This window comes from Mesorhizobium sp. B3-1-7 (genome assembly GCF_006439385.1).
Lineage (GTDB): Bacteria > Pseudomonadota > Alphaproteobacteria > Rhizobiales > Rhizobiaceae > Mesorhizobium.
The window spans coordinates 13,851-37,366 of the sequence record NZ_VFTL01000054.1 but is presented as its reverse complement, the minus strand read 5'-3'; the positions used below and the strand labels follow the sequence as shown (position 1 = coordinate 37,366).

General features: G+C 64.3%; 19 protein-coding genes and 1 pseudogene. 12 read left to right on the top strand and 8 right to left on the bottom strand.

Going from position 1 to position 23,516, the window contains the following annotated elements; all coding sequences use genetic code 11:
- Window positions 1-114: 114 nt before the first annotated feature.
- Together FJ417_RS31015 and FJ417_RS31010 are read right to left on the bottom strand one after the other, a co-directional pair.
- A complete protein-coding gene (locus FJ417_RS31015) occupies window positions 115-1,089 on the bottom strand; it encodes a WD40 repeat domain-containing protein (protein ID WP_140786067.1) in 975 nt (324 codons plus the stop codon).
- 226 nt (window positions 1,090-1,315) lie between these two features.
- On the bottom strand, window positions 1,316-2,374 hold the full coding sequence (locus FJ417_RS31010) for a GTP-binding protein (RefSeq protein WP_140644702.1): 1,059 nt from the start codon (window positions 2,372-2,374) through the stop codon (window positions 1,316-1,318).
- A 386-nt stretch (window positions 2,375-2,760) separates the two neighbouring features.
- Here FJ417_RS31010 and FJ417_RS31005 point away from each other — a divergent pair, with 386 nt between their 5' ends.
- Entirely contained in the window at window positions 2,761-3,234 is a 474-nt protein-coding gene (locus FJ417_RS31005) for a MarR family transcriptional regulator (RefSeq protein WP_040988911.1), read from the top strand.
- A gap of 217 nt (window positions 3,235-3,451) precedes the next feature.
- Here the strand turns inward: FJ417_RS31005 and FJ417_RS31000 are convergent, their stop codons facing one another.
- Entirely contained in the window at window positions 3,452-4,309 is an 858-nt protein-coding gene (locus tag FJ417_RS31000) for an AraC family transcriptional regulator (protein ID WP_140702273.1), read from the bottom strand.
- Between the two features lie 44 nt (window positions 4,310-4,353).
- Between FJ417_RS31000 and FJ417_RS30995 the strand changes: the two genes are divergently transcribed.
- The 6 genes from FJ417_RS30995 (at window position 4,354) to FJ417_RS30970 (ending at window position 9,258) form a co-directional block, all read left to right on the top strand.
- Entirely contained in the window at window positions 4,354-4,761 is a 408-nt protein-coding gene (locus FJ417_RS30995; RefSeq protein WP_140786066.1) for a DUF2000 family protein, read from the top strand.
- A gap of 177 nt (window positions 4,762-4,938) precedes the next feature.
- Window positions 4,939-5,823: a DMT family transporter gene (locus tag FJ417_RS30990; protein WP_140786069.1), complete on the top strand. Its 885-nt coding sequence runs from the start codon at window positions 4,939-4,941 to the stop codon at window positions 5,821-5,823.
- An 81-nt stretch (window positions 5,824-5,904) separates the two neighbouring features.
- Window positions 5,905-6,927: a LacI family DNA-binding transcriptional regulator gene (locus FJ417_RS30985; protein WP_140644706.1), complete on the top strand. Its 1,023-nt coding sequence runs from the start codon at window positions 5,905-5,907 to the stop codon at window positions 6,925-6,927.
- A complete protein-coding gene (locus FJ417_RS30980) occupies window positions 6,924-7,907 on the top strand; it encodes a 2-hydroxyacid dehydrogenase (protein WP_140786065.1) in 984 nt (327 codons plus the stop codon). Before FJ417_RS30985 ends, FJ417_RS30980 begins: the two co-directional genes overlap by 4 nt.
- A 173-nt stretch (window positions 7,908-8,080) precedes the next feature.
- Window positions 8,081-8,470, top strand: a complete 390-nt coding sequence (locus tag FJ417_RS30975; RefSeq protein ID WP_140702276.1) for a hypothetical protein — start codon at window positions 8,081-8,083, stop codon at window positions 8,468-8,470.
- Window positions 8,471-8,619: 149 nt separating this feature from the next.
- A complete protein-coding gene (locus tag FJ417_RS30970) occupies window positions 8,620-9,258 on the top strand; it encodes an outer membrane protein (RefSeq protein ID WP_181175211.1) in 639 nt (212 codons plus the stop codon).
- 39 nt (window positions 9,259-9,297) lie between these two features.
- On the opposite strand, the gene FJ417_RS30965 is transcribed toward FJ417_RS30970, so the two are convergent.
- A complete protein-coding gene (locus tag FJ417_RS30965; protein ID WP_140786064.1) occupies window positions 9,298-10,071 on the bottom strand; it encodes a gamma-glutamyl-gamma-aminobutyrate hydrolase family protein in 774 nt (257 codons plus the stop codon).
- A 266-nt stretch (window positions 10,072-10,337) separates the two neighbouring features.
- Here FJ417_RS30965 and FJ417_RS30960 point away from each other — a divergent pair, with 266 nt between their 5' ends.
- Entirely contained in the window at window positions 10,338-11,447 is a 1,110-nt protein-coding gene (locus tag FJ417_RS30960) for a TRAP transporter substrate-binding protein (protein ID WP_140644711.1), read from the top strand.
- 129 nt (window positions 11,448-11,576) lie between these two features.
- Here FJ417_RS30960 and FJ417_RS30955 read toward each other — a convergent pair whose 3' ends face one another.
- The 4 genes from FJ417_RS30955 to FJ417_RS30940 form a co-directional block, all read right to left on the bottom strand.
- On the bottom strand, window positions 11,577-12,605 hold the full coding sequence (locus tag FJ417_RS30955) for a zinc-dependent alcohol dehydrogenase family protein (RefSeq protein WP_140786063.1): 1,029 nt from the start codon (window positions 12,603-12,605) through the stop codon (window positions 11,577-11,579).
- Between the two features lie 10 nt (window positions 12,606-12,615).
- The gene (locus FJ417_RS30950) at window positions 12,616-14,403 is read right to left on the bottom strand and encodes a TRAP transporter large permease subunit (RefSeq protein WP_140786068.1); all 1,788 of its coding nucleotides are present in this window, start codon (window positions 14,401-14,403) and stop codon (window positions 12,616-12,618) included.
- Window positions 14,403-15,008: a TRAP transporter small permease subunit gene (locus FJ417_RS30945; RefSeq protein ID WP_140786062.1), complete on the bottom strand. Its 606-nt coding sequence runs from the start codon at window positions 15,006-15,008 to the stop codon at window positions 14,403-14,405. The genes FJ417_RS30950 and FJ417_RS30945 overlap by 1 nt, the downstream gene beginning before the upstream one ends.
- Window positions 15,009-15,181: 173 nt before the next feature.
- Window positions 15,182-16,087 carry a branched-chain amino acid ABC transporter permease gene (locus tag FJ417_RS30940; protein WP_140650646.1) on the bottom strand — a complete coding sequence of 302 codons (906 nt, stop codon included), beginning with the start codon at window positions 16,085-16,087 and terminating at the stop codon, window positions 15,182-15,184.
- Window positions 16,088-16,182: 95 nt separating this feature from the next.
- Here FJ417_RS30940 and FJ417_RS30935 point away from each other — a divergent pair, with 95 nt between their 5' ends.
- The 4 genes and pseudogenes from FJ417_RS30935 to FJ417_RS30920 all read left to right on the top strand — a co-directional run bounded on the left by FJ417_RS30935 (window position 16,183) and on the right by FJ417_RS30920 (window position 23,453).
- On the top strand, window positions 16,183-16,791 hold the full coding sequence (locus tag FJ417_RS30935) for a CGNR zinc finger domain-containing protein (RefSeq protein WP_140786061.1): 609 nt from the start codon (window positions 16,183-16,185) through the stop codon (window positions 16,789-16,791).
- Window positions 16,784-17,314, top strand: a complete 531-nt coding sequence (locus tag FJ417_RS30930) for a hypothetical protein (protein ID WP_140786060.1) — start codon at window positions 16,784-16,786, stop codon at window positions 17,312-17,314. The genes FJ417_RS30935 and FJ417_RS30930 overlap by 8 nt, the downstream gene beginning before the upstream one ends.
- A 196-nt stretch (window positions 17,315-17,510) precedes the next feature.
- Window positions 17,511-20,996, top strand: a pseudogene (locus tag FJ417_RS30925) (indolepyruvate ferredoxin oxidoreductase family protein); the annotation flags it as partial.
- Between the two features lie 141 nt (window positions 20,997-21,137).
- Window positions 21,138-23,453, top strand: coding sequence for an EAL domain-containing protein (locus FJ417_RS30920; protein WP_140650634.1), 2,316 nt, complete (start codon window positions 21,138-21,140; stop codon window positions 23,451-23,453).
- The last annotated feature ends 63 nt before the right edge of the window (window positions 23,454-23,516 follow it).

Below are 23,516 nucleotides of genomic sequence, written 5' to 3'. Positions count from 1 at the left end.
CAGTAGGCAGTAGGCAGTAGGCAGTAGGCAGTAGGCAGTAGGCAGTAGGCAGTAGGCAGTAGGCAGTAGGCAGTAGGCAGTAGGTGCCGTCGTCCCTAAGCTATTCCCTACTGCCTACGCAGCGATATCGATCACGCCGCAATCGCCGGCGGCGCTGCCGAACACGACGCGGCGTTCTTCCTTGTCCCACATCATCGACGTGATGGCGCCCTTGCCGGGGCGGCGCAGCAGCACTTCCTTGGCGTCGGCGAAGCGCGCCGCGATCACCATGCCGTCTTCGTAGCCGATCGCCACGACATCCTGGCTCGGATGGCAGGCAACGCATGTCACCATGGTGTTGCCGCGCGTGCCGAGCTCCAGCGGCGCCTTGCCCATCGGCCCGTCTTTGCTGGCGAAGGGCCAGACGATCGCCGCCGGCGCGCCCGAGCTCGCCAGCCATTTGCCCTTCACGCTCCAGGACAGGCTTTTCACCTTGCCCGGATAGCCGCTCATGCGCATGTGCTTGCCGTCGGCAAGCTTCCAGCCATGCAGCGCGTTTTCCTGCATGGTGGTGACGAGGAAGGCGCCGTCCGGCGAAAAGATGATGCCGGTATGGGCACCGGCCCATTCGAGCTCCACCGGCTTGCCCTCGGCGGCCGGGAAATGCAGCGTCGCGCCATTGTAGCGGGCGACGCCGAAACGCATGCCCTTCGGCGAGAAGGCGAGCCCCTCCACCGAGCGCGGATGGTTAAATTCCTTGATCTTGCCGTCGGCGAAACGCACGAAGGCGGTCTTGCCCGAGGCATAGGCGATAGCGCCCTGCGGCCCCGAGGCGACGCTGGTGATCCACTTTTTGCCGGCGCTGGCCAGTTCGTCCACCTCGCCACCGGCCTTCACGGCAAACACCTTGCCGTCCTCGCCGCCGGTGATCAGCCGGTCGTTGGCCGCGTCGTGGAAGGTGGCAAGCAGGCCGTCATTGGCCTGCACCGTCTTTTGTCCATTGTCCAACCGATGGATCGCGCCATCGGCCAAAGCGAAATGCGGCACGTCGTTGAGGAACACGGCCGCAACGCAATGGCCTTCGAGATCAAGCGGGGCGACTGTGGGCATGCAAGCGGTCCGTTCGAGATTAGCCAGCGCGGCTGGGTGTGGCTCCACCTTCTCCCCCTTGTGGGAGAAGGTGGATTGGCGCGTAGCGCCAAGACGGATGAGGGGGGAACGGATCGCCGTCGCTGCCAAGCTGGAGCACCCTCATCCGACCTCGCTTCGCGAGGCCACCTTCTCCCACAAGGAGAGAAGGACGAAGGGGCAGCGCTAGCGCCTGAAAGTCAGGAAATCAAGCCGCTTGGCAGGCTTCAAAACTCTTGCGCAACCGCTCGGCGTCGAGATCGCGGCCGATGAAGACCAGCCGGCTTTCGTGTTTCTCGCCGTCCTTCCATGCGCGCTGGTGGTCGCCTTCGAGGATCATGTGCACGCCTTGCAGAACGTAGCGGTCCTCGTCGCCCTTCAGCGCGATGATGCCCTTCAGCCGCAGGATGTTAGGTCCTTCCATCTGGGTCACTTTCTCGATCCAGGGGAAGAATTTCTTCGGGTCCATCTCGCCGCCGCGCAGCGACACCGACTTCACCGTCACGTCGTGGATGTCGGAGGCATGGTGGTGATGGTGATGATCGTGGCCGTCATGATGATGGTGGTCGTGGTCGCAGTCCGGCCCGCATTCATGATCGTGATCGTGGTCGTCCGCGTCGAGGAAGTGCGGATCGTTCTCCAGCGCGCGCGACAGGTCGAAGGCGCCGCGGTCGAGCACTTCGCTAAGCGCCACGCCGGAGCGCTGGGTGCGATGGATCCTGGCCGCCGGGTTGATGGCGCGGATCGTCGCTTCGACCTTTTCCAGCTCTTCGGGCGTGACGAGGTCGGTCTTGTTCAGCACCACCACGTCGGCGAAGGCGATCTGGTCCTCGGCCTCCTTGGAGTCCTTCAAGCGCAGCGGCAGGTGCTTGGCGTCGACCAGCGCCACAACCGCGTCGAGCTTGGTCTTGGTGCGCACGTCGTCGTCCATGAAGAAGGTTTGCGCCACCGGCACCGGATCGGCGAGGCCGGTGGTCTCGACGACGATGGCATCGAAGCGGCCAGGCCGTTTCATCAGGCCTTCGACGACACGGATCAGGTCGCCGCGCACCGTGCAGCACACGCAGCCATTGTTCATCTCGTAGATTTCCTCGTCGGATTCGACGATCAGGTCGTTGTCGATGCCGATCTCGCCGAACTCGTTGACGATGACGGCGTAGCGCTTGCCGTGATTCTCCGACAGGATGCGGTTGAGCAGCGTCGTCTTGCCCGCGCCGAGATAGCCGGTGAGAACGGTTACGGGGATTTGCGTCTGTGTATCGCTCATGGTTTGCCTCGAAAATCTTGGCCTCGAAAATCTTGGATTGTCGGCCTCATATAGGATGGGTGCCGCGCTTTTGCACGCGCCAAACCGATGGACCAGGCCGGCCTCTAGGCGGGATGGCGCCAAGCGCGGATCAGCGGCGGCCGAGGCGGGCCAAACTCAGGAGCCGCGCGGGCGCCCAATGGCCTTCACCAGCGTCCGCTGTGAATCTCTCCGGCGCAAAAGTCGTTTGTCATCTAACTGAAATAAACATCTGGCATCACCTGCGCGGGCACCGCAATGCTTGCCGGCAAAGCGTTCTGCAAGCCGGACTCTTTAGATCGTCATTTGCCAGCCGTCGGACAGCCTCTATGCTTGCCCGCGCCGGTTCGGCCGAAGAGGGAACGACCATGGCCAAGGCGGACAAGACAGCGACAATGAGCCGGCTGCATTCGGCGGCAAGGCTGGCGCGCACGGCGCTCGCCGCGCGGCTTCTGGCGCACGGCTTCTACGCCGGCCAGGACCAGATCATGCTGGCGCTCGACCGCGAGGACGGCCAGACCCCAGGCAATCTCGCCGGCCGGCTCGGCGTGCGCCCGCCGACCATCACCAAGACCATCAACCGGCTGCAGGCCCAGGGTTTCCTCGAAAAGCGCGCCTCCAACGCCGATGCCCGGCAGGCCCATATCTTCCTCACCGAGTCCGGCCGCGAAACCATCCGCGCCATCGAGAAGTCGGTCAAGAAGACCGAGAAGCAGGCGCTGAAGGGCCTCGACAAGAAGGACCAGAAAGCGCTGTTCAAGCTGCTCGCCCGTATCGAGGCGAACCTGTCGAACGAAGACCTGGTGCTCATGGACGACGACGCGGAGTTGGACGAAGCGTAAGCGCGACGCGCAGCGTCGTCGCTTAACCGCGAGACGGTCCCATTAACGAGCGACGCGCAAGCGTCGTCTCGAGCGACCTAAGCGCGATGCACAGCATCGTCGCTCCACGCACCACCCAAGCATCGGCGGCTTAGCGGAAAGGCGACGATGCTGCGCATCGCGCCTGAGGGCCATCACCGGACGTCTCGCCGTTGAGCGACGATGCTGCGCATCGCGCTTACGCGCTTACCAGCGCCGCCCAGCGTCCTGGCGTCAATCCAAACGCCTTCTTGAAATGCCGGTTGAAATGGCTCTGGTCGCTGAAACCGGCGGCAGCGGCGATCTCCGCCAGCGCCTCTCCCTCGGCGATCATGCGGCGCGCACGCTGCAGCCGGCGCATCAGCAGGAAGCGATGCGGGCTGGTCGAATAGGTGGCGCGAAAATGGCGCGACAGCGCGTAACGGTCGAGGCCGGTGACGGCCTCCAGCTCATCGGAGCGCACCGGCCGCTCGGCATTTTCCTCCAGATAGTCGCGGGCAAGCGCGGCGGCGCGGAATGCGGTCTTGCCCGTCGACTTTGCCGGCTGTCCGGCGTGGCGTTTCAGCTGTTGCGCCAGCTGCGCAACGAAATCCGCCACGAACAGGTCGCCGAGCGCTTCGTCCAGCGGCGCCAGCGCCGACAACAGCGTGTCGCGCAGCGCCGGATCGTCGACCACGGCGTCACGGACGAAAGGCAGCGGCTCGCCGCCGAGGCAGTCGAGCAGCAGGGACGGCTCCAGATACAGGATCCTGTAGCGCAGGCCGTCTTCGGTTCCGGCGCCGCCATCGTGCAATTCGTCCGGGTGCAGCACGATCGCCTGGCCCGGCAGGCTGTGTTGCAGCGCGCCACGATAATGGAAGCGCTGCACGCCGTGCAACGTCACGCCAATGGCATAGGTGTCGTGCCGGTGCAGCTCGAAGGCGTTGCCGTGGAAGCGCGCCTCGATGCGCTCGAGGCCCGAGCCGCCCGGCGCCGAAACGATGCGATCGCCGTTGGCCGCATCCGCGCACGAACGTTCAAGACCTGCTTTCGCTTCTTCGCCTAGAGCCTGCGCCATCGCCTTTCCCGTCCGTCACGGGCCGTCTCGGAGTCTCAATCTTGGTGTTCGATACGAAAATTGCAATTGTCCTGAGAGAGGACCTGCTGGTGTGGCAGAAGCTCAACGTCACCGCGTTCCTGACCAGCGGCATCGTCGCGCAGTTCCCCGAAATCATCGGCGAGCCCTATCGCGACCGCGCCGGCAACCTCTACAACCCGATGTCGATCCAGCCGGTCATCGTCCTCTCCGCCGATGCGGCGACGCTGGGCACGATCCATCGCCGGGCATTGGAGCGTGGCGTGACGACGTCCGCCTATGTCGAGGAAATGTTTTCGACCGGCCATGATGCCGCCAACCGCGCCGTCTTCGCCGGATCCGCGCCGGACGATGCCAGGATCGTCGGCATCGCCTTGCGCGGCGACAAAAAGCTCGTCGACAAGATAACCAAGGGCGCCCGCATGCATGGCTGAACGCCGGGGCGTTGTTGCAGTGGCCGCTTTTGGTCCGGCCACGTCGGACAATTGCCTTGCCGGCAGGCCTTGATTGCCGCAAAGGTGGGCTTCCGCCTTTGTTTTCCTTTCGGCCTGAATTTGTCTGTTTCCCGAACCCAAGACGACAGCGCAACGCCGCCCGCGGCGATGCTTCTGATGCTTTGCGTCTATGTCTGCTTCACCTTTCTCGACACCTCCAGCAAATATCTGGTGCTGGCCGGCGTCTCGGCGCTGATCGTCGCCTGGACCCGTTTCACCGTGCATGTGCTGCTGGTCGGCCTTTTCCTGCGCGGCTGGCGCGAGCCGGCACGTTTTCGCGCCAACAACCTGCCGGCGCATATCTTGCGCGGATGCATGCTTTTCGGCTCGACCATGTTCAACATCCTGGCACTCAAGACGCTGCAGCTGGCGGAGACCACGTCGATCTATTTCTTCGGCCCGATGGTCATCACCGCGCTTGCCGGGCCGCTGCTCGGCGAATGGGCGGGCTGGCGGCGCTGGCTGGCGATCCTCGCCGGCTTTGTCGGTGTTCTGATCATCACCCGGCCCGGCGTGGGCGTGTTCGGCATCGGCCATCTATTCGCGCTCTGCTCGATGCTGTCGAACAGTTTCTACGTCATCATGACGCGGCGCATGTCGGCGACGGAAACGTCGGAAAGCCTGATCCTGTTCTCGGCGCTGGCGCCGTCGGTGCTGCTGGCCCCGATGCTTGCCTTCTCGCCTGCGCTGCCGCACGGCGGCTTTCAATGGCTCATCGTCCTGATGCTGGGCGTCTTCGGCGCGGGCGGCCACTATTTGCTGGTCCGGGCCTATCGTCTGGCGACCACGACGCAACTCGCGCCCTATCCCTATTCGCAGATGGTGTGGATGATCATTTCCGGCTGGCTGATCTTCCACCAGTTCCCCGATCGCTGGACGTTGCTGGGTGCTGCCATCATCGTTGCCAGCGGCCTCTACATCATCCACCGCGAGCACCGGCTTCGCGTCCGCAACTCCGCCTCGCTCGACACCGAAGCCGAGGCGCTGGCGAAAAAACTTTGATTTACGCCGAATCCGGTGGCATAAGGCCGTTTTAAAAAATTTAAAGATTTTGAATCCAAGGACCCTGGGGAGCGAAGGGCACTGGCACAGAAGATCAAGCTTTCGACGATCGCGGATGCGCTCGGCGTCTCCACGGCAACGGTATCGCTGGCGCTGCGCGACAGCCCGCTGGTCGCCGGCGCCACGCGCGAGCGCATCAAGGAGCACGCCCGCGCCATCGGCTATATCTACAACCGCCGCGCCGCCTCGCTGCGCACCTCGCGCTCCGGCATCGTCGGCGTCGTCGTGCACGACATCATGAATCCGTTCTTCGCCGAGATACTGCGCTCGATCGAAAGCGAGCTCGACCGCAGCCGCCAGACCTTCATCCTGTCCAACCACTACGACCAGTTGGAAAAGCAGCGCACCTTCATCGACACGCTGCTGCAGCTCGGCGCCGACGGCGTCATCATGTCGCCGGCCATCGGCACGCCGGCCGAGGATATCATCATGGCCGAGGAAAACGGCCTGCCGGCGGTGCTGATCGCGCGCACCGTCGCCGGCGCCGACGTGCCGGTGTTCCGCGGCGACGATGCCTATGGCACCGCTCTTGCCACCAATCATCTGATCTCGCTCGGCCACAAGCGCATCGCCATGGTCGGCGGCACCGACCAGACCTCGACCGGCCGCGACCGCTACCAGGGCTATCTCAACGCGATGGAGGCAGCCGGCCTGGAGGTGAAGCCGTCCTGGCGCATTCCCGGGCCGCGCACCAAGCAGGCGGGTTTCGAGGCCGCGGGACAGTTTCTGGCGCTGAAGGACAGGCCCACCGCCGCCTGCTGCTGGAATGATCTGGTCGCGATCGGGCTGATGAACGGCATCGCGCGCGCCGGCCTTGTGCCGGGCGTCGATATCTCCGTGACCGGCTATGACGATCTCGAGGAGGCGGCGATCGCGACGCCGGCCCTGACCACGGTCTGGAACGGTCAGCGCGAGGTCGGCCGCCGCGCCGCAAGCGCCTTGCTCGACAAATTGAACGGGCAGGCGGTGCGGCCCTCGCAGGAACTGATCAAGCCGGAACTGCACGTGCGGCAGTCGACCGGCAAGCCGGTGGAGCGTGCATGACCAAGGCCGAAGGAAAATTGCCGGTCGCCATCCTGGTGCCGGGCGATTTCAACGACCATGCCGTTGGCCGCATCGACGAGACGTTCAAGCTTGTGCGGATCGAACGCGCCGACCCTGGGCTGGTGACGGACGAGATGGGCGCCACGGTGCGTGGCATCGCCTCCTATGCAGGCATCGACGCGGCGATGATCGACGCGCTGCCCGATCTCGAGATCATCGCCAGCTTCGGCGTCGGCTATGATTCGGTCGACGCCAATCATGCGGCGAAGCGCGGCGTCATGGTCACCAACACGCCCGACGTCTTGACCGAGGAGGTTGCCGACACCGCCATCGGCCTTTTGATCAACACCGTGCGCGAGCTCTACGCCGCGGAGAAATGGCTGCGCGATGGCGACTGGGTAGAGAAGGGCAATTATCGCCTGAGCCGGCTTACCTTGCGCGGCCGCAGCATTGGCATTTTCGGCATGGGCCGCATCGGCCGTGCCGTCGCCCGTCGCCTTGAAGCCTTCGGCCTGCCGATCGCTTACCACAACCGCCGCAAGGTCGAAGGCCTGCCTTACGAATATCATGCCACGCTGAAAGGCCTCGCCGAAGCCGTCGACACGCTGATCTGCATTGCCCCGGGCGGGGCCGCCACGGAGAAAGCGATCAATGCCGCGATCCTGTCGGCGCTGGGTTCGGACGGCGTCTTGGTCAACATCGGCCGCGGCTCGACGGTGGACGAGGCGGCGCTGGCCGCCGCCCTCGAGAGCGGCACCATCGCGGCCGCCGGGCTCGACGTCTTTGCCGATGAGCCGAACGTGCCGCAGGCTCTGCTCGACGCTCCCAACACCTCGCTTCTGCCGCATGTCGGCTCGGCGTCGGACCACACCCGCCGCGCCATGGCCGATCTGTGCGTCGACAATCTCGTCGCCTGGTTCACCGAGCGCCGGCCGCTGACGTCGGTGCCTGAGACGCTCAACGTCAAGGCGCGCGTCTGAAGCGTTTCGCCGTTTCATGGAAACGGCGAACGGCCTATCTCTTTGTTTTGGTGCAATTCCAGACGGAAACCCGACCTGGAATTGCTCCAATCCGCACACGTCGCCACATCTATTAACGCCCACTTAACCCTTTGGAATGATTCTGCATATCTGGTTATGTGCGGAGAGATAGGGTGAAGCTGTTCGTTGGCTTGGTGGCGTCGGTCGTGTTGTTCGGGGGCGTTCAGTTCCTGCATGGCGGCAACGGCCAAAGCGTGGCCACGGAAGTCGCCCCGACAAACACTTACCGGCTGACCGCCAATGGCGATGAGGCGGCCTGCGCCATCCACCGCGGCGCCGAAGTCTCGGACGGTCTGTCGTTGCTTTCCGTCGCCCCGAACTGCCGCAAGCTGATGCCTGGCATCGAGCACGCGAAATTCTGGCGCGAACAGACCGACGGCTCGGTCGCCTTCAGCGAGAACGGCATCGATCCGATCGTCGCCTTCGGCGTTGCCGATGGCGACGGTTATGAATCCTACGCGCCGGCCGCGCCGCTTCTGGCGCTGACAGGTGACGGCCGGTAATCCCAAGGCGTGGTCTTTTTGCAACTTCGGATAGGAAAGCATCCGCGATGTGCTTGCCTGTCTTGCAATGCAACCAAAGTGGAATAAGTTCGTCGTGGCTTTGGGGTGCTTAAATGAAGTCCTTTCTTCTCGCTTCGACCATTATCGCCTTGTTTCCGGCCAGCGCTTTCGCCGCCGACGTGCTTTCTCCTGCTGCTCCGGCAGCTTATGAGTGGAGCGGTTTCTATGCCGGTGTTCAACTCGGCTATGGCTGGGGAAAAGTCGATAGTCACGATTCCTCGATAGCCACTGGCGCTTCCGACTGGGCCGACTCCTGGAACAGCAACGGCGTCCTCGGCGGTATTCATATCGGCTACAACCAGGCTTACGATCAATTCGTTCTTGGCGCCGAAGCCGACATCGAAGCCTCGGGAATGAGCGGCTCGGTGGATTCGGCCTTTGCTGGCAACATCAAGACCAGGATCGACGTGCAGGGGTCGCTGCGAGCGCGCCTTGGCTATGCGATGGGGCCGGCCCTCCTTTACGCCACGGGCGGTCTCGCCGTCGCTCACTTCGACACCAAATATGATGATGGCGGAACGACTGACAGCTCATCCAACACCAAGGCCGGGTGGACGGTGGGCGCTGGCGTCGAATATGCATTCGCACCGAATTGGACGACGCGCGTCGAGTATCGCTACAGCGATTTCGGCAAATTCACCGACAATCCGGCAACCGATAGCAGCTTCCTGTACCCGACGCATGTGACTACAAACGCCGTGCGCGTCGGCTTCAGCTACAAGTTCTGATCTGAATGGTGGAAGGCGGCGCTTGAGGCGCCGCTATCCCTATTCTGCTGCGGCGCGGGCGCCTGCCCTTGCTGCCGCATGCAGGCGCACGGCATCGCCGAAAGCCTTGAAGATCTTGGCGGAATTGCTGTCCGACTTCACCCAGTATTCGGGGTGCCATTGCACGCCGACCGCGAAGGCGCGGGCATCCTTGACGGAAACCGCTTCGATCGTGCCGTCGCTAGCGAAAGCCTCGACCTGGAGCCTGGGGCCCAGCAGGTCGATCGCCTGGCGATGCAGGGAATTGACCTTGATTTCACCGGCGCCGAACACGCCGGCAAGGCAGCTTCCGGGCTTGATCGAAATCGTCTGGTGGATGCCGAAGCGCTCGTCCTGATTGTCGCTCACCGGCGCGCGGTGGTCGAGCGAGCCCTCGCGCTCCTGAATCTCGGTACCCAGCGTGCCGCCGAGCGCGACGTTCAGTTCCTGGATGCCGCGGCAGATGGCTAAAAGCGGCACGCCGCGCTCGAGTGCCTTGCGGATCAGCGGCAGCGTGGTGGCGTCGCGCGCCGGATCGTAAGGACCGTTGGCCTCGCTCGGGTCCCCGCCATAGAGCGAAGGATGCACATTGGACTTCGAGCCGGTCACCATGACGCCGTCGACCGAGGACAGCAATTCATCGAGGTCGAGCCGATCGCCGAAGGACGGCACCAGCAAGGGGAACACGCCGGCGCCCGCGACTGCGGCTTCCAGATATTGCTGGGGGGCTGCGTGCCAGGTGTAATTGTCGAACTGGCGGACGTCGGTCGAGACGGCGACGAGCGGCTGCTGCATTTTGGGTTTGGTTTCCATCAGGCCAAGGAATTGTTCTGCCTATAAAATAAGCGATCCGTCGCGGCTTTTCCATGGCAAGTTTGGCCGCCTCGCATAGGCCAGGAAAGAGAACGTTAGACTATAGTTGCAGGCGGTTGCGGAATGGCGGCAACCTCGGCCCACGGCGCTGGACTCGACTTCTTGCCTGTGTATGTTTCTCCCCCAACCGATCAGGGCACCGAGGATGCCCTCGCATCGGTCAGCTGATCCGCAAGGGAGGAAACTTAATGGATCGTCGTTCGTTCATTCGCAAGGCCGGCGCGTCCGGGGTGGGCGCCGCCGCCGCGGCCGCGGCACTTGCCACGCCGGCCATTGCCCAGTCCAACCCGAAAGTGACCTGGCGGCTTGCGTCATCCTTCCCGAAGTCGCTCGACACGATCTATGGCGGCGCTGAAGTCTTCTCCAAGATGCTGTCTGAGGCGACCGACGGCAATTTCCAGATCCAGGTCTTCGCTTCGGGCGAGCTGGTGCCCGGCCTGCAGGCGGCCGACGCCGCCGCCGCCGGCACCGTCGAGGCGGCGCATACGGTCGCCTATTATTACTGGGGCAAGGATCCCACCTGGGCGCTCGGTGCCGCCGTGCCGTTCTCGCTCAACGCGCGCGGCATGAATGCCTGGCACTATCATGGCGGCGGCATCGACCTGTTCAACGAATTCCTCGGGGCGCAAGGGTTGTTCGGCCTGCCGGGCGGCAACACCGGCGTCCAGATGGGCGGCTGGTTCCGCAAGGAAATCAACAGTGTCGCCGATCTGTCGGGCCTCAAGATGCGCATCGGCGGCTTTGCCGGCAAGGTCGTCGAGAAGCTCGGCGTGGTGCCGCAGCAGATCGCCGGCGGCGACATCTATCCGGCGCTGGAAAAGGGCACCATCGACGCAGCCGAATGGGTCGGTCCCTATGACGACGAGAAGCTCGGCTTCTATAAGGTCGCGCCCTATTACTACTATCCCGGCTGGTGGGAAGGCGGCCCGACCGTCCACCTGCTGTTCAACAAGGCAAAATACGAAGAACTTTCGCCGACTTACAAATCGCTGGTGCGCACCGCGGCGCAGGCCGCGGACGCCAATATGCTGCAGAAATACGACTATGTGAATCCGCCGGCGGTGCGGCGGCTGGTGGCCGGCGGCGCCAAGCTCAGGCCGTTCAGCCAGGAGATCATGGCGGCTTGCTTCGAGAAGGCCAACGAAGTCTACGCCGAGATGGAATCCAACAACGCGCCGTTCAAGAAGATCTGGGAATCTATCAAGGCCTTCCGCAAGGAGCACTATCTCTGGGCCCAGGTCGCCGAATACAATTACGATACCTTCATGATGGTGCAGCAGCGCAACGGCAAGCTGTAGGCCCAGTCCCTTCTCCCCGTCACTATATGGGGAGAAGGTCCCGGCAGGGGGATGAGGGGCGGCGCCGGCTTCGGCAGTTTAGAAATTCCCCCTGAAGAGAGGCGCTGGGGGCACAAACGATGGAAGATCTTAACCCCGGCCCGGCACCACCAGCACCTTGACTTCGCCCGGCGCCGGCGGGTTGGCGATGACCTGGGGCGCTTCCTCCAGGCTGACCTGCTTCGAGATCAGCCGGTCGATCTCGATCGCGCCGGAGGCAATCAGCTGAGCCGCCCGGCCATGCGTGAACGGGTTGAGGAAGGAACCCAGCACTTTCAATTCCCTGAACAGCAGATCGAACGGCTCGATCTCCACCTTCATGCCCTGCGGCACGACGCCGACGATGACGACCGTGCCGCCGGCACGAGCCATCCGCAGCGACTGCTCCACCGTGTCGCGCACGCCGGCGCATTCCAGCACCACATCGACGCCGCCGGGCGCCAGGCCGTTCGGCCCGGCGACGGCCGCGATCGGATTGCCGGCGCTTGGATCGATCGTCGCGGTCGCGCCAAGTTCCTCGGCAAGCGCGCGTCGCGAGGCCTGTCTTGTCGACAGGATGACGGTCGTTGCGCCCGCCAACTTCGCCAGTTGCACGACAAGCAGGCCGATGACGCCGCCGCCGAGCACCGCCACCGACGAACCCGGCCGGATCGCGGCAAGGTCGATGCCGTGCAGGCAGCAGGCCAGCGGTTCGCAGAAGGCGCCATGCGTCGGCTTGAGATTTGCCGGCAGCCGGAAGGCCTGCTTCTGCGGCATCAGCACATAGTCGGCAAAGCCGCCGTCGCGGTGGATGCCGATGGCGCTCAGATTGCTGCAGAGATTGACGCGGCCGGCATGGCAGTGGGCGCAGCGCCCGCAGGCGATGTTGGGATCGCCGGTGACGCGGTCGCCGACGGCAATGCCCGACACCGCCTCGCCGACAGCTTCGACGATGCCGGAGAATTCATGGCCGAGCGTCACCGGCGGCGTGCAGGGAAACTCGCCATGGAAAAGGTGCCGGTCGGTGCCACAGACGCCGCAGGCCTCGATGCGCACGAGAACGTCTTCCGGCCCGGGAACGGGTTTGGGGACCTCTCGCAACCCTATGCTGCCCACTGCCTCCAACCGTATGGCTCTCATGGCGATAACCTCAATTGAATTTGGGCGGCTGCGAGAGATCGGGCGCGGGGGCCGGCTTGGCCGGCGCGTCGCCGAAGCTCGGCGGTTGCGACAGGTCGGGCGTGCCGGGAGCCGCCGGGGCGCCGCCATTGGCCGGCGCCCCGGCGTTGTTGTTCGCCGGGGCTGTGCCGAGCGGCGACAGCGAAGGCATGTCCGGCAGCTTGAGATCGATGGTGCTGGGCTCCACCGCGGGACCTTTATAGCGCATGACCATCTGCGGGAAAGCGATGGTGAGCCCGATCATGATCACCTGGATCAGGACGAACGGCACGGCGCCCCAATAGATCTGGCCGGTGGTAACCGGCGCGACCTGCTTGCCGGTGATCCGGTCGAGGTACGGCACGCGGGCTGCGACCGAGCGCAGGTAGAACAGCGCGAAGCCGAAGGGCGGATGCATGAAGCTCGTCTGCATGTTGACGCCAAGCAGCACGCCGAACCAGATCAGGTCGATGCCGAGCTTGTCCGCGGCCGGCGCCAAGAGCGGCACGATGATGAAGGCGAGCTCGAAGAAATCGAGGAAGAAGGCAAGCACGAAGACCAGGATGTTGACGCCGATCAGGAAGCCGGTCTCGCCGCCAGGCAGCGAGGTCAGCAGATGCTCGACCCAGATATGGCCGTTGACGCCGTAGAAGGTGAGCGAGAACACGCGCGCACCGATCAGGATGAACAGCACGAAGGCGGAAAGCCGGGTTGTCGAGGCCAGCGCCTGATTGACGACGTCCATCGTCAGGCGGCCCTTCATCGCCGCCATGATGAGCGCGCCGACGGCGCCCATGGCGCCGCCTTCGGTCGGCGTGGCGATGCCGAGGAAGATCGTGCCCAGCACCAGGAAGATCAGCGCCAGCGGCGGGATCAGCACGATCACCACCTGCTGCGCCAACTTGGACATGAGGTTGAGTCCCAGCCGCTGGTCGGCGATGGCGACGACATAGATGACGATGACGCCGACGGCGAAGCCGAGGATATCGGCATTGTCGCCGTGGTTCGGCGCAAGGTAGCGATAGGCCGCGTAGGAAATCGCGCCCGTCACCACAAGTGCCACCAGCAGAGATATCACGCCGTGACCGAGGGTACGGGCTTCGAGCGGCAGCGCCGGCATCGAGTTCGGCCGGACGATCGACATGATAAGGATGTAGAGCATGTAGATGCCGGTCAGCACGAGGCCAGGGATCAACGCGCCGGCATACATGTCGCCGACGGAGCGTCCCAGCTGGTCGGCGAGCACGATCAGCACCAGCGATGGCGGGATGATCTGGGCGAGCGTGCCGGAGGCCGCGATGACGCCGGAAGCCACGCGGCGGTCATAGCCGTAGCGCAGCATGATCGGCAGCGAGATCAGCCCCATGGCGATGACGGAAGCGGCGACCACGCCGGTCGTGGCGGCAAGCAGCGCGCCGACAAAGACCACCGCATAGGCAAGCCCGCCGCGGATCGGCCCGAACAGCTGGCCGATCGTGTCGAGCAGGTCCTCGGCCATGCCGGACCGTTCGAGCACGATGCCCATGAAGGTGAAGAAGGGTATCGCCAGCAGCGTGTCGTTGGACATCACCCTGGTGCCGTAGAAATTGTCCGGCAGCGCATGCAGCAGCGGCCAGGCAAGGTTGATCGACCCGCCTGAATAGGGCGAGACCAGCACGCCGATGAAGAAGAACAGCAAGCCGTTGGCGGCGAGCGAGAAGGCGACGGGGTAGCCGATCAAAAGAAAGATGACCAGCGAGGCGAACATGATCGGCGCCATGTTCTGCGCGATGAATTCGATCACGGACGGACCTCGCCCGCGATCGCCTTGGCTTCTTCGGCCAGCGCTTCGGCCTCGAGCTTGGCCTGGTCATGCGCCGACACGAAGGGGTTGGGATCGTCCATGTCGCCGCGCATGATGGCGATCTTCTTGATGATCTCGGAAACTCCTTGCAGCGCGAGCAAGAAGAAACCGACCAGAAGGATGGCCTTGGCCGGCCACACGATCAGCCCGCCGGCATTGGTCGACATCTCGCCACTGCGGAAGGACAGCGACACATAGGGTACGAAATAGATCACCATCAGCACCACGAATGGCATCAGGAAGAACAGGTGGCCGAGGAGGTCGATCCAGTGCTGCACGCGCCGCGAGAGCATGCCGTAGACAATGTCGATGCGGATATGGTCGTTCTGTTTCAGCGTGTAGGCGGCGGCCAGCATGAAGGCGCCGCCGAACAGGTACCACTGCAACTCCAGCCACGCGTTGGAGGACGTATCGAACATCTTGCGGATGACGGCATTGCCGGCGCTCACCAGGATCGCGAGCAGGATCAGCCAGGACACCCAGCGGCCGATGAACTCGTTGATGCGGTCGATCGTCCTGGATAGAGCGAGCAGCCCTGCCATGCATATCCTCCCTGGCCATGCGGCGCGCCCGATCCCCCTCCGGTGTCGCGTCGCTTGGCCCAACGGTATGCAGTGCGTGGTCCGGCAGGTCAACATGACAGGCAGGACGAAGCGGGCACGGCGGCGGAAACCCCGCAGGCTCACCGAACGTCATGCAACCAAAGTCTGATGGTTCAGGCGATCTTGGCCTGGTCGCGCCCGGCGCCGATCAGCACCAGCATGGCGACGAGGAAGAGATAGATCCAGGCGTCGCGCCATTCGAGCGGGAAATAGCCAGCCCAAAGCGATTCCGCCATGCCGAATGCCGCGGCGCCAAGAGCCGCCTTGAGCGGCGACAGATAGCCCCCGACCGCCGTCACGAACAGGATCTTGAGGCCGTAGATCAGCCCGGTGCCGAAGGAGACATTGCCGTAATAGAGGCCGGCAAGCACGCCGGCCAGGGCGGCGCATAAGCCGCCGAACAGCACGGCAAGGCGGAACACAGCGCGCACATCGACACCGCACATCGCCGCCGCTTTCGGATCGTCGGAGACGGCGCGCCAGGCGCGGCCGAAGCGCGAATGCGAAAACAGCCAGGCCGCCAGCGCCACCACCGCGATCACGCCCGCGCAATCGAGCAGCTGGATGACGGTGAGCGTGACCTTGAAGCCGTCGCCCTCAGCGAAGATCACGGGGTTGGCGAGCATCGGCGGCAGCCAGAGATCGTGCGTGTCGGCGGCGATGCGGCTCGCCTCCGACAGGAAGAGCAGGATGCCGAGCGTCGTCACCACGATGGCGTTGGGCGAGCGGTCGGCGAGCCTCTCGAAAACGCTGCGCGACAACACGTGGCTGATCAGCGCCGCATAGAGAACAGCCGCGACCACGCCGAGCGCCACCGCGGCGGCCAGCGTCAGCCACAGCGCCTGGTAGCCGAAAGCGGCGGTCAGGATCATCGTCTGGCCGCAGAAGGCGAACAGCGCGCCATAGGCGAGGTTGGTCCGATGCAGGATGCCGTTGGTCAGCACATAGCCGAAGGCGAGCAGCGCATAGAGCGCGCCCGAATGCAGCCCGTTCAGCACCTGCTGGAAGAAATAGAGCATGCGGCATCCCACGGGTCGCATGACGCAACCCTGCATGGACCGTTGCATTCGGAATCTAACTTGTCAAATGCGTTTTATCGGTTAGATTCCCGCGCATGACAGTCTCCTGGACCCCGCACCGTTTCACCGGTGGCATCCTTGCGCTCGATACGGCGAACACCGTCGTATTGCGCAACGATCCGGAAAAAACCTTCGACCGTTTCGACGACCCGGCCGAGATCGCCCGTTTCGCCGAGGCGGCGAGCGGCTTTCGCGCCGCCGAGCTCGGCGGCCGGCGGCTGCGGGCGCCGGAGCCGGGCGAGATAAAGCAAGCCGTCATCTCGATTCGCGAAACGACTGATCGCCTGTTCCGCCACGCCGTGTCGAACGGCGCGCTCGCGACCAGCCACCTGCCTGATTTCCTCACGGCCTGTGCAAGCGGCCTGTCCGGCAGCGAGACCGAGATCGGAACGCCTGGCCAGCCTTTCGGCGATCCGCAAACACCGATCGCCTTCGAGGCGGCTTTGGCCGTTTCGGCCCTGTCGCTGCTGCGCGACGAAACGGTGGCGAGGCTGAGGATCTGTCCCAATTGCAGCTGGCTGTTCGTCGACCGCAGCCGCAACGCCAGCCGCCTCTGGTGCGACATGGCCGTTTGCGGCAACCGCCAGAAGGCAAACCGCTATTACCGCCGCCGTACAGCGGCGAGGGAGGTTCCCAATGCTTAGCAAACTGTCGCGTTCGGCTCTGGTCGGCGCCGCCCTGATCGCTGCAATCGCGCTCGGCGCCTGCCGCGACACCGGCAACGACCAGCTCTTTGCCATCTCCGGCAAGCTGTTCGAGTTCAATTACCGGCTGGCCATTGCCACCTATGTCATCACGCTGAAGCCGCTGCGCCCGATGGTCGACGGCCAGGTCGCGGTGGTGAGCTTCCAGAACCCGGCCGGCGGCGACCCGCTCATCGTCAACCAGAAGATCTGGCCGAAGCTGCCCCACATCACGCTCACCAGTCCGCCGCTCTCCTGCGTGGTCAAGGACAAGCCCTACAGCGTCTCGATCCGCATCGAGGATGCGAGCGGCACGTTGCTGCAGAGCATCGACACCACCATGACCTCGTCGGAGGACCAGACCATGCTGCCGGACCGACCGCTGGTGATCGGGCCGAACTACGAGCTGAATTCCGATCTGGCCGGCCATCCCGACGGCAGGCTGCCGGGCGAGCCGAAGCCGGATTGCTCGAAAGCGACCTGAAACGCCGGCGCCCGCGCGAAATTTTTATTCCTCAGGAAGCGGTTAGCATGATCTTGTATGCGCCGCCGGCCACTCGCCAGACCGTTTGTTGCGTGTTATCTGGCTCCTGCGATTTTGTTTGACCTCTCCCGCAAGGGAAGAAAGACTGCGGCGTCCCACTCCGACGTTGGCTGCCTGATTTGAGGCGCCTCCGCAGAGGAAATGCCTGATGACGCTGCACGACGTCGCGCTCGACGACAAGTTCGACCTTGGCAAGGAGAGCGTCTTCCTGTCCGGCGCGCAGGCGGTCGTGCGCATGCTTCTGATGCAGCGCGAGCGTGACCGCCGCGCCGGCCTCAACACGGCAGGCTTCGTCTCCGGCTACCGCGGCTCGCCGCTTGGCGGCCTCGACATGCAGCTGTGGCGGGCGAAGAAGCAGCTCGCGCAAGCCGACATCGTCTTCCAGCCCGGCCTTAACGAGGAGCTCGCCGCCACCGCCTGCTGGGGCTCGCAGCAGACCGAATTGCTCGGCGAGGGCACGCATGACGGCGTCTTTTCGGTCTGGTACGGCAAGGGGCCGGGCGTCGACCGTTCCGGCGACGTCTTCCGCCACGCCAATCTAGCCGGCTCGTCGAAGCATGGCGGCGTGCTCGCCCTGATGGGCGACGACCATATGGCCGAATCCTCGACCAACGCGCATGCCACCGAATTCCTGTTCGTCGACACCATGGTGCCGATCCTCAATCCGGCCGGCGTCCAGGAGATCATCGACTACGGCCTCTACGGCTTTGCCATGTCGCGCTTTGCCGGCACCTGGGCGGCGATCAAATGCGTCAAGGACAACATCGAATCGACGGCCTCGGTCGACGCCTCGATCGAGCGTCTGGGCATCGTCATTCCCGAATTCGACATGCCGCCGGGCGGGCTCAACATCCGCCACGAGATCGACATGCTCGGCCAGGAAGAGCGGCTGCATGAATATAAGCGCGCCGCCGCTTCGGCCTTCATCCAGGCCAATGGTCTCAACCGCGTCGTCTATTCCGGCGGCCGCAATCCCAAGCTCGGCATCATCACCATCGGCAAGAGCTATCTCGATGTCCGCCAGGCGCTGGAGGATATCGGCATCGACGAACAGGCCGCCAACCGCATCGGCATCCGCCTGTTCAAGGTCGGCTGCCCGTGGCCGCTCGATTTCCAGCATATCGCCGAGTTCGCCCGCGGCCTCGACACCATCGTCGTCGTCGAGGAAAAGCGCTCGCTGATCGAGGTGCAGCTGCGCGAGAACCTCTACGGCACCGCCACGCAGCCGGTGATCGTCGGCAAGAAGGACGAGCGCGGCGACTGGCTGTTTCCGGCCAAGGGCGCGCTCGACCCGAACGAGATCGCCATCGCGCTCGGCGAGCGGATCCTGCGCACCATCGGCCCGTCGGAAGAAATCGCCGCGCGGGTGGCGAAGCTGCGCCAGTTCCAGGCGATGCTCGCCGACACCGTCGATATCGGTTCGCGCACGCCCTTCTTCTGCTCGGGCTGCCCGCACAATTCCTCGACCAAGGTGCCGGACGGCTCGATCGCCGCCGCCGGCATCGGCTGCCATTTCATGGCGCTGTGGATGGACAGGAACACCGTCGGCTTCACCGCCATGGGCGGCGAGGGCGCGCAATGGGTCGGCCAGGCGCCATTCTCGAAGCGCGGCCACATCTTCCAGAACCTCGGCGACGGCACCTACAACCATTCCGGCGTGCTGGCGATCCGCTTCGCGCTGTCCTCCGGCGCCAACATCACCTACAAGATCCTCTACAACGATGCGGTGGCGATGACCGGCGGCCAGCCGCATGAGGGTGGCCTGACCGTCGACATGATCGCGAGACAAGTGCGAGCCGAGGGCGTCGACCGCATCGCAGTCGTCACCGACGAGCCGGACAAATATGCCGGCAAGGCCGATTTCCCGGCCGGCATCAGCATCCATCATCGTGATGACCTCGATCTCGTCCAGCGCGAATTGCGCGACGTGCAGGGCGTTTCGGTGCTCATCTACGACCAGACCTGTGCCGCGGAGAAACGCCGGCGCCGCAAGCGCGGCACCTTTCCCGATCCCGACAAGCGCGTCTTCATCAACGAACTGGTCTGCGAAGGCTGCGGCGATTGCGGCGTGCAGTCGAACTGCGTCTCCATCCAGCCGGTCGAGACTGAATTCGGCCGCAAGCGCCGGATCGACCAGTCGAGCTGCAACAAGGATTTTTCCTGCCTCAACGGTTTCTGCCCGTCCTTCGTCACCGTGCATGGCGGCAAGATCAGGAAGGCCGAAGGCATTGCCGGCAGGGCCGATCCCCTCGACGGCGTGCCGGCGCCGGCTGAGTTCCGCATGGGCAACCAGGGCTGGGCGGCGATCATCGACGGGGTGGGCGGCACCGGCGTCGTCACCGTTGGCGCGGTGCTTGGCATGGCCGCGCATCTGGAAGGCAAGGGCTGCGGCATGATCGACATGGCGGGCCTCGCCCAGAAGGGCGGCTCGGTCTTCACCCATGTCCGCATCGCCCCGACGCCCGAGGACATCCACGCCATTCGCGTTTCAGCCGGCAAGGCCGACCTCGTGCTCGGCTGCGACCTCGTCGTCTCCGGCGCCAAGAAGGTGCTGGGCGCGGTGCGCGAGGGCCACACCATCTTCCTCGCCAATACTGCCGAGATCATGCCTGGCGAATTCACCCGTTCCGCCGACTTCTCGCTGCCGGTCGAGCGGCTGAAGAAGGCGATCCGGGCGGCTGCCGGCGACGACAAGGCGCATTTCTTCGATGCAACCCGCACCGCGACGGCCTTGTTCGGCAATTCGCTCGGCGCCAACATGTTCATGCTCGGCTTCGCCTTCCAGCATGGCGGCCTGCCGCTTTCGGCGGAAGCGGTTGAAAAGGCGATAGAATTGAACGGCGAGGCGGTGGCGATGAATATCGCCGCCTTCCGCTGGGGCCGCCGCGCCGCGCATCAGCCTGATTTCGTGCGTGGCCTGGTCAGCCAGACGGGCAAGCCAGCGTCCCGACCGGCCGAGACGCTGGACGATGTGATCGCCCGCCGCGTCGCCTTCCTTACCGCCTATCAGAACGCTGCCTATGCCAGGCGCTACGCCGACCGCGTGGCGACGTTGCGCGCCGCCGAAGCCAAGGCCGTGCCCGGCTCGTCCGTGGTGACCGAGGCCGTCGCCAGGAACCTCTTCAAGCTGATGGCGATCAAGGACGAGTACGAGGTGGCGCGGCTTTACACCGACGGCACTTTCGCCGCCGACCTCGCCAAGCAGTTCCAGGGCTACGAGAAGCTCGAGTTCCATCTCGCGCCGCCGATCCTCGGGCGGCGCGGCAATGACGGCAAGCCCCGGAAATCGAGCTTCGGCCCATGGATGATGAAGGGTTTCCGGCTGCTGGCGGCGATGAAGGGCCTGCGCGGAACCGCCTTCGACCTTTTCGGCTACACGGCCGAGCGGCGCATCGAGCGGCAGTCGCTGAGGCAGTACGAGGCCGATCTTGACCTGATCGCCGGCGCGTTGGCGCCGGGCAGGGTGGAAGCCGCGACGGCTCTGGCCTCCGTGCCGGCGCTCATCCGGGGCTACGGCCACGTCCGGCAGGCCAGCGCCGACAAGGCGGCGGGCGAGCGCTCGCGACTGATCGAGCGTCTGGCTCAGGCTCCGGCGGAGCCGGCGCTTCGGGCAGCGGAATGATCGCGCCGGCGCGTTGACGGCGCCCCTGAATTTTCCGATCTGTCCCGTCTGCCGCAATCCTCTGCAACCGTAGCCGAGCGCCGTTCTAAGCCTTTCTTAAGGCAGGTGTGGCATGACAAGGCGTAGTGTTGGGCCAACGGCATGGGTAGAACAAAGACCGAGAACATCCCGGCGGATGTTTATATCCAGTTTGTGCGGTCGTTGTTCGACAACGCGCACATGCTGGTGATCGGTGGCGTTTGCTACTGGATCCTCGGATTCATGATCTATTGGCGGACGCACAATCCGCTGTTTCTGGCCTTTTCTTTCGGCCTGCTCTCAATCAGCCTTTTCCGTTACTTCGGCATTCGCACCTTCCTGAAGGCAGGCGGCACCATAGCCAATGTCGAAGAGGCCAGGCGGTGGGAGCGCATCTATATCCTCAAGGGCAGCCTGCAGGGCCTGGGCCTGGGTTCGCTGTGCTTCATATCGATCTACGTTTACCCCGATCCCTTCGCCGAGCTGGCCGCGACGTCGCTGACGATCGCGACCCTGGTCACGGTTGTCGGCCGCAACTACGGCTCTCCGCAGATGGTACGGATTTTCTCCGTGACCTTCATCGGTCCGGCCGCGCTCGGACTTCTGCTACGCATGGATTTCCCGTCGGTCCTGCTCGGCCTGATGATCATCCCGCTGACCTTCATCACCATCAACAGCGCCGACCATGTCCGCAACGTGCTCTTCTCCGCCGTCATCGGCCACAAGCAGGCCAGGAACCTGACGCGCCGGTTCGATCGCGCGCTCAACACCATGTCGCACGGCCTGGTCATGCTGGGGCCGGACGGGCGCGTCGCGGTGGCCAATGCCGAAGCCGCCCGCCTGATGTCGCTGAAATCGGGCGATGCCTTGCTCGGGCGCTCGATCCACGGTCTTTTGATGCGCGGCGTCGCCGGTGGCATGCTGGCGCCGAAAGACTGCCGCTACATCGAGGCGCAGCTGACGCGCGCCTTGCGCGAAGGCCGCGACCGCAAGGTGCTCGTTTCGCTGGCCAACGGCCAGCACTACGAATTCTCCGCCCGCGAAGGCAGCCAGGAACTGGGCGTCATCACCTTCGAGGATGTGACGGCCCGCGTCGAGGCGGAGGAAAAGATCCGCTTCATGGCGCGCTACGACAATTTGACCGGGCTGCCGAACCGCGCCTATTTCCACGAACTGGTCGGCGAGGCGATGGCCTCTGGCGACCAGGACCGGCTGTGCGGCCTCGCGGTGCTCGATCTCGACGACTTCAAGAGCGTCAACGACACGCTCGGCCATCCGGTCGGCGACGGGCTGATCTATGCCGTGGCCGAGCGCCTCGCGGCGATTGCCGGACCGGGCATCACCGTCAGCCGCTTCGGCGGCGACGAGTTCATGATCTTCTTCGACCGTGTCGAGGACGAGAGCCATCTCAGCACCCTGCTTGACCAGATTTTCGCGGACCTGCAGGGCGAGGTGGACGTTGCCGGCCACGGCTTGCGCATCCAGACCAGCGGCGGCGCGGTGCTTTCCAGGGTCAAGGACACCGACGCGGACGCCATGATCGTCAAGGCGGACCTTGCCCTCTACAAGGCCAAGGAACTCGGCAAGAACAGCTGGCGGCTGTTCGAGGCGGCCATGGATGCCGCCTTCCGCAATCGCCAGTTGATGAAAGCCGACCTGCGCAATGCCGTGCAGGCCAGGGAATTGCGCGTCGTCTACCAGCCGATCGTGGCTGTCAGCACCATGCGCATCGCCAGTTGCGAGGCGCTCTGCCGCTGGGACCATCCCGACCTCGGCCCGATCTCGCCCAGCGTCTTCATCCCGCTCGCCGAGGAGATGGGCATCGTTTCCGACATCAGCACTTTCGTGCTGGAGGCCGCGTGCGCCGAATGCGCCAAATGGCCGGCCCAGACCAGCGTGTCGGTCAACCTGTCGGCCAAGGATTTCCGCAGTCGCGACATCGTCCAGAAGGTCAGGGACGCCTTGGCCAAGTCGGGACTGGCGGCGCACCGGCTCGAAATCGAGGTCACCGAGACCGCGTTGCTCGACGACAAGTCGCTGACGCGCGAGTCGATCGAGGAACTGAAGGCGCTCGGCGTGCGCATCGCGCTTGACGACTTCGGCACCGGCTACTCCAGCCTGAGCTATCTCCACAAGCTGCCGCTCGACAAGATCAAGATCGACCGCTCGTTCCTGGTCGATGTGAACCAGAACCGGCAGTCGCTCGATCTGCTGAAGGGCATCGTCAGCCTGTCCAGGACGTTGGGTCTTTCGGTCACTATCGAAGGGGTTGAGACCTTCGAGCAGCTGAAGACGCTGGTTCATTTGGTCAAGCCGGACTTCGTGCAGGGCTTTCTCTTCGGCGCCGCGCTCAGCGCGTCGGGCATCGAGACGATGTCGAGCGTCACATGGCCGTTTGCCGCGGACCTTCACATCGCCGGCAAAAGAACAGCCAGCTAGAAGCAAATCCAGGAAAAGTGCGAAGCGGTTTTCCGTCCGGAATTGCGTCAAACAAGAGCAAAT

Excerpts from the sequence above, each read along its gene's own strand:
- FJ417_RS31015 (WP_140786067.1), bottom strand. The coding sequence starts at position 1,089 with ATGCCCACAGTCGCCCCGCTTGATCTCGAAGGCCATTGCGTTGCGGCC.
- FJ417_RS31010 (WP_140644702.1), bottom strand. The coding sequence starts at position 2,374 with ATGAGCGATACACAGACGCAAATCCCCGTAACCGTTCTCACCGGCTAT.
- FJ417_RS31005 (WP_040988911.1), top strand. The coding sequence starts at position 2,761 with ATGGCCAAGGCGGACAAGACAGCGACAATGAGCCGGCTGCATTCGGCG.
- FJ417_RS31000 (WP_140702273.1), bottom strand. The coding sequence starts at position 4,309 with ATGGCGCAGGCTCTAGGCGAAGAAGCGAAAGCAGGTCTTGAACGTTCG.
- FJ417_RS30990 (WP_140786069.1), top strand. The coding sequence starts at position 4,939 with ATGCTTTGCGTCTATGTCTGCTTCACCTTTCTCGACACCTCCAGCAAA.
- FJ417_RS30980 (WP_140786065.1), top strand. The coding sequence starts at position 6,924 with ATGACCAAGGCCGAAGGAAAATTGCCGGTCGCCATCCTGGTGCCGGGC.
- FJ417_RS30965 (WP_140786064.1), bottom strand. The coding sequence starts at position 10,071 with ATGCAGCAGCCGCTCGTCGCCGTCTCGACCGACGTCCGCCAGTTCGAC.
- FJ417_RS30960 (WP_140644711.1), top strand. The coding sequence starts at position 10,338 with ATGGATCGTCGTTCGTTCATTCGCAAGGCCGGCGCGTCCGGGGTGGGC.
- FJ417_RS30955 (WP_140786063.1), bottom strand. The coding sequence starts at position 12,605 with ATGAGAGCCATACGGTTGGAGGCAGTGGGCAGCATAGGGTTGCGAGAG.
- FJ417_RS30945 (WP_140786062.1), bottom strand. The coding sequence starts at position 15,008 with ATGGCAGGGCTGCTCGCTCTATCCAGGACGATCGACCGCATCAACGAG.
- FJ417_RS30940 (WP_140650646.1), bottom strand. The coding sequence starts at position 16,087 with ATGCTCTATTTCTTCCAGCAGGTGCTGAACGGGCTGCATTCGGGCGCG.
- FJ417_RS30935 (WP_140786061.1), top strand. The coding sequence starts at position 16,183 with ATGACAGTCTCCTGGACCCCGCACCGTTTCACCGGTGGCATCCTTGCG.
- FJ417_RS30930 (WP_140786060.1), top strand. The coding sequence starts at position 16,784 with ATGCTTAGCAAACTGTCGCGTTCGGCTCTGGTCGGCGCCGCCCTGATC.
- FJ417_RS30920 (WP_140650634.1), top strand. The coding sequence starts at position 21,138 with ATGGGTAGAACAAAGACCGAGAACATCCCGGCGGATGTTTATATCCAG.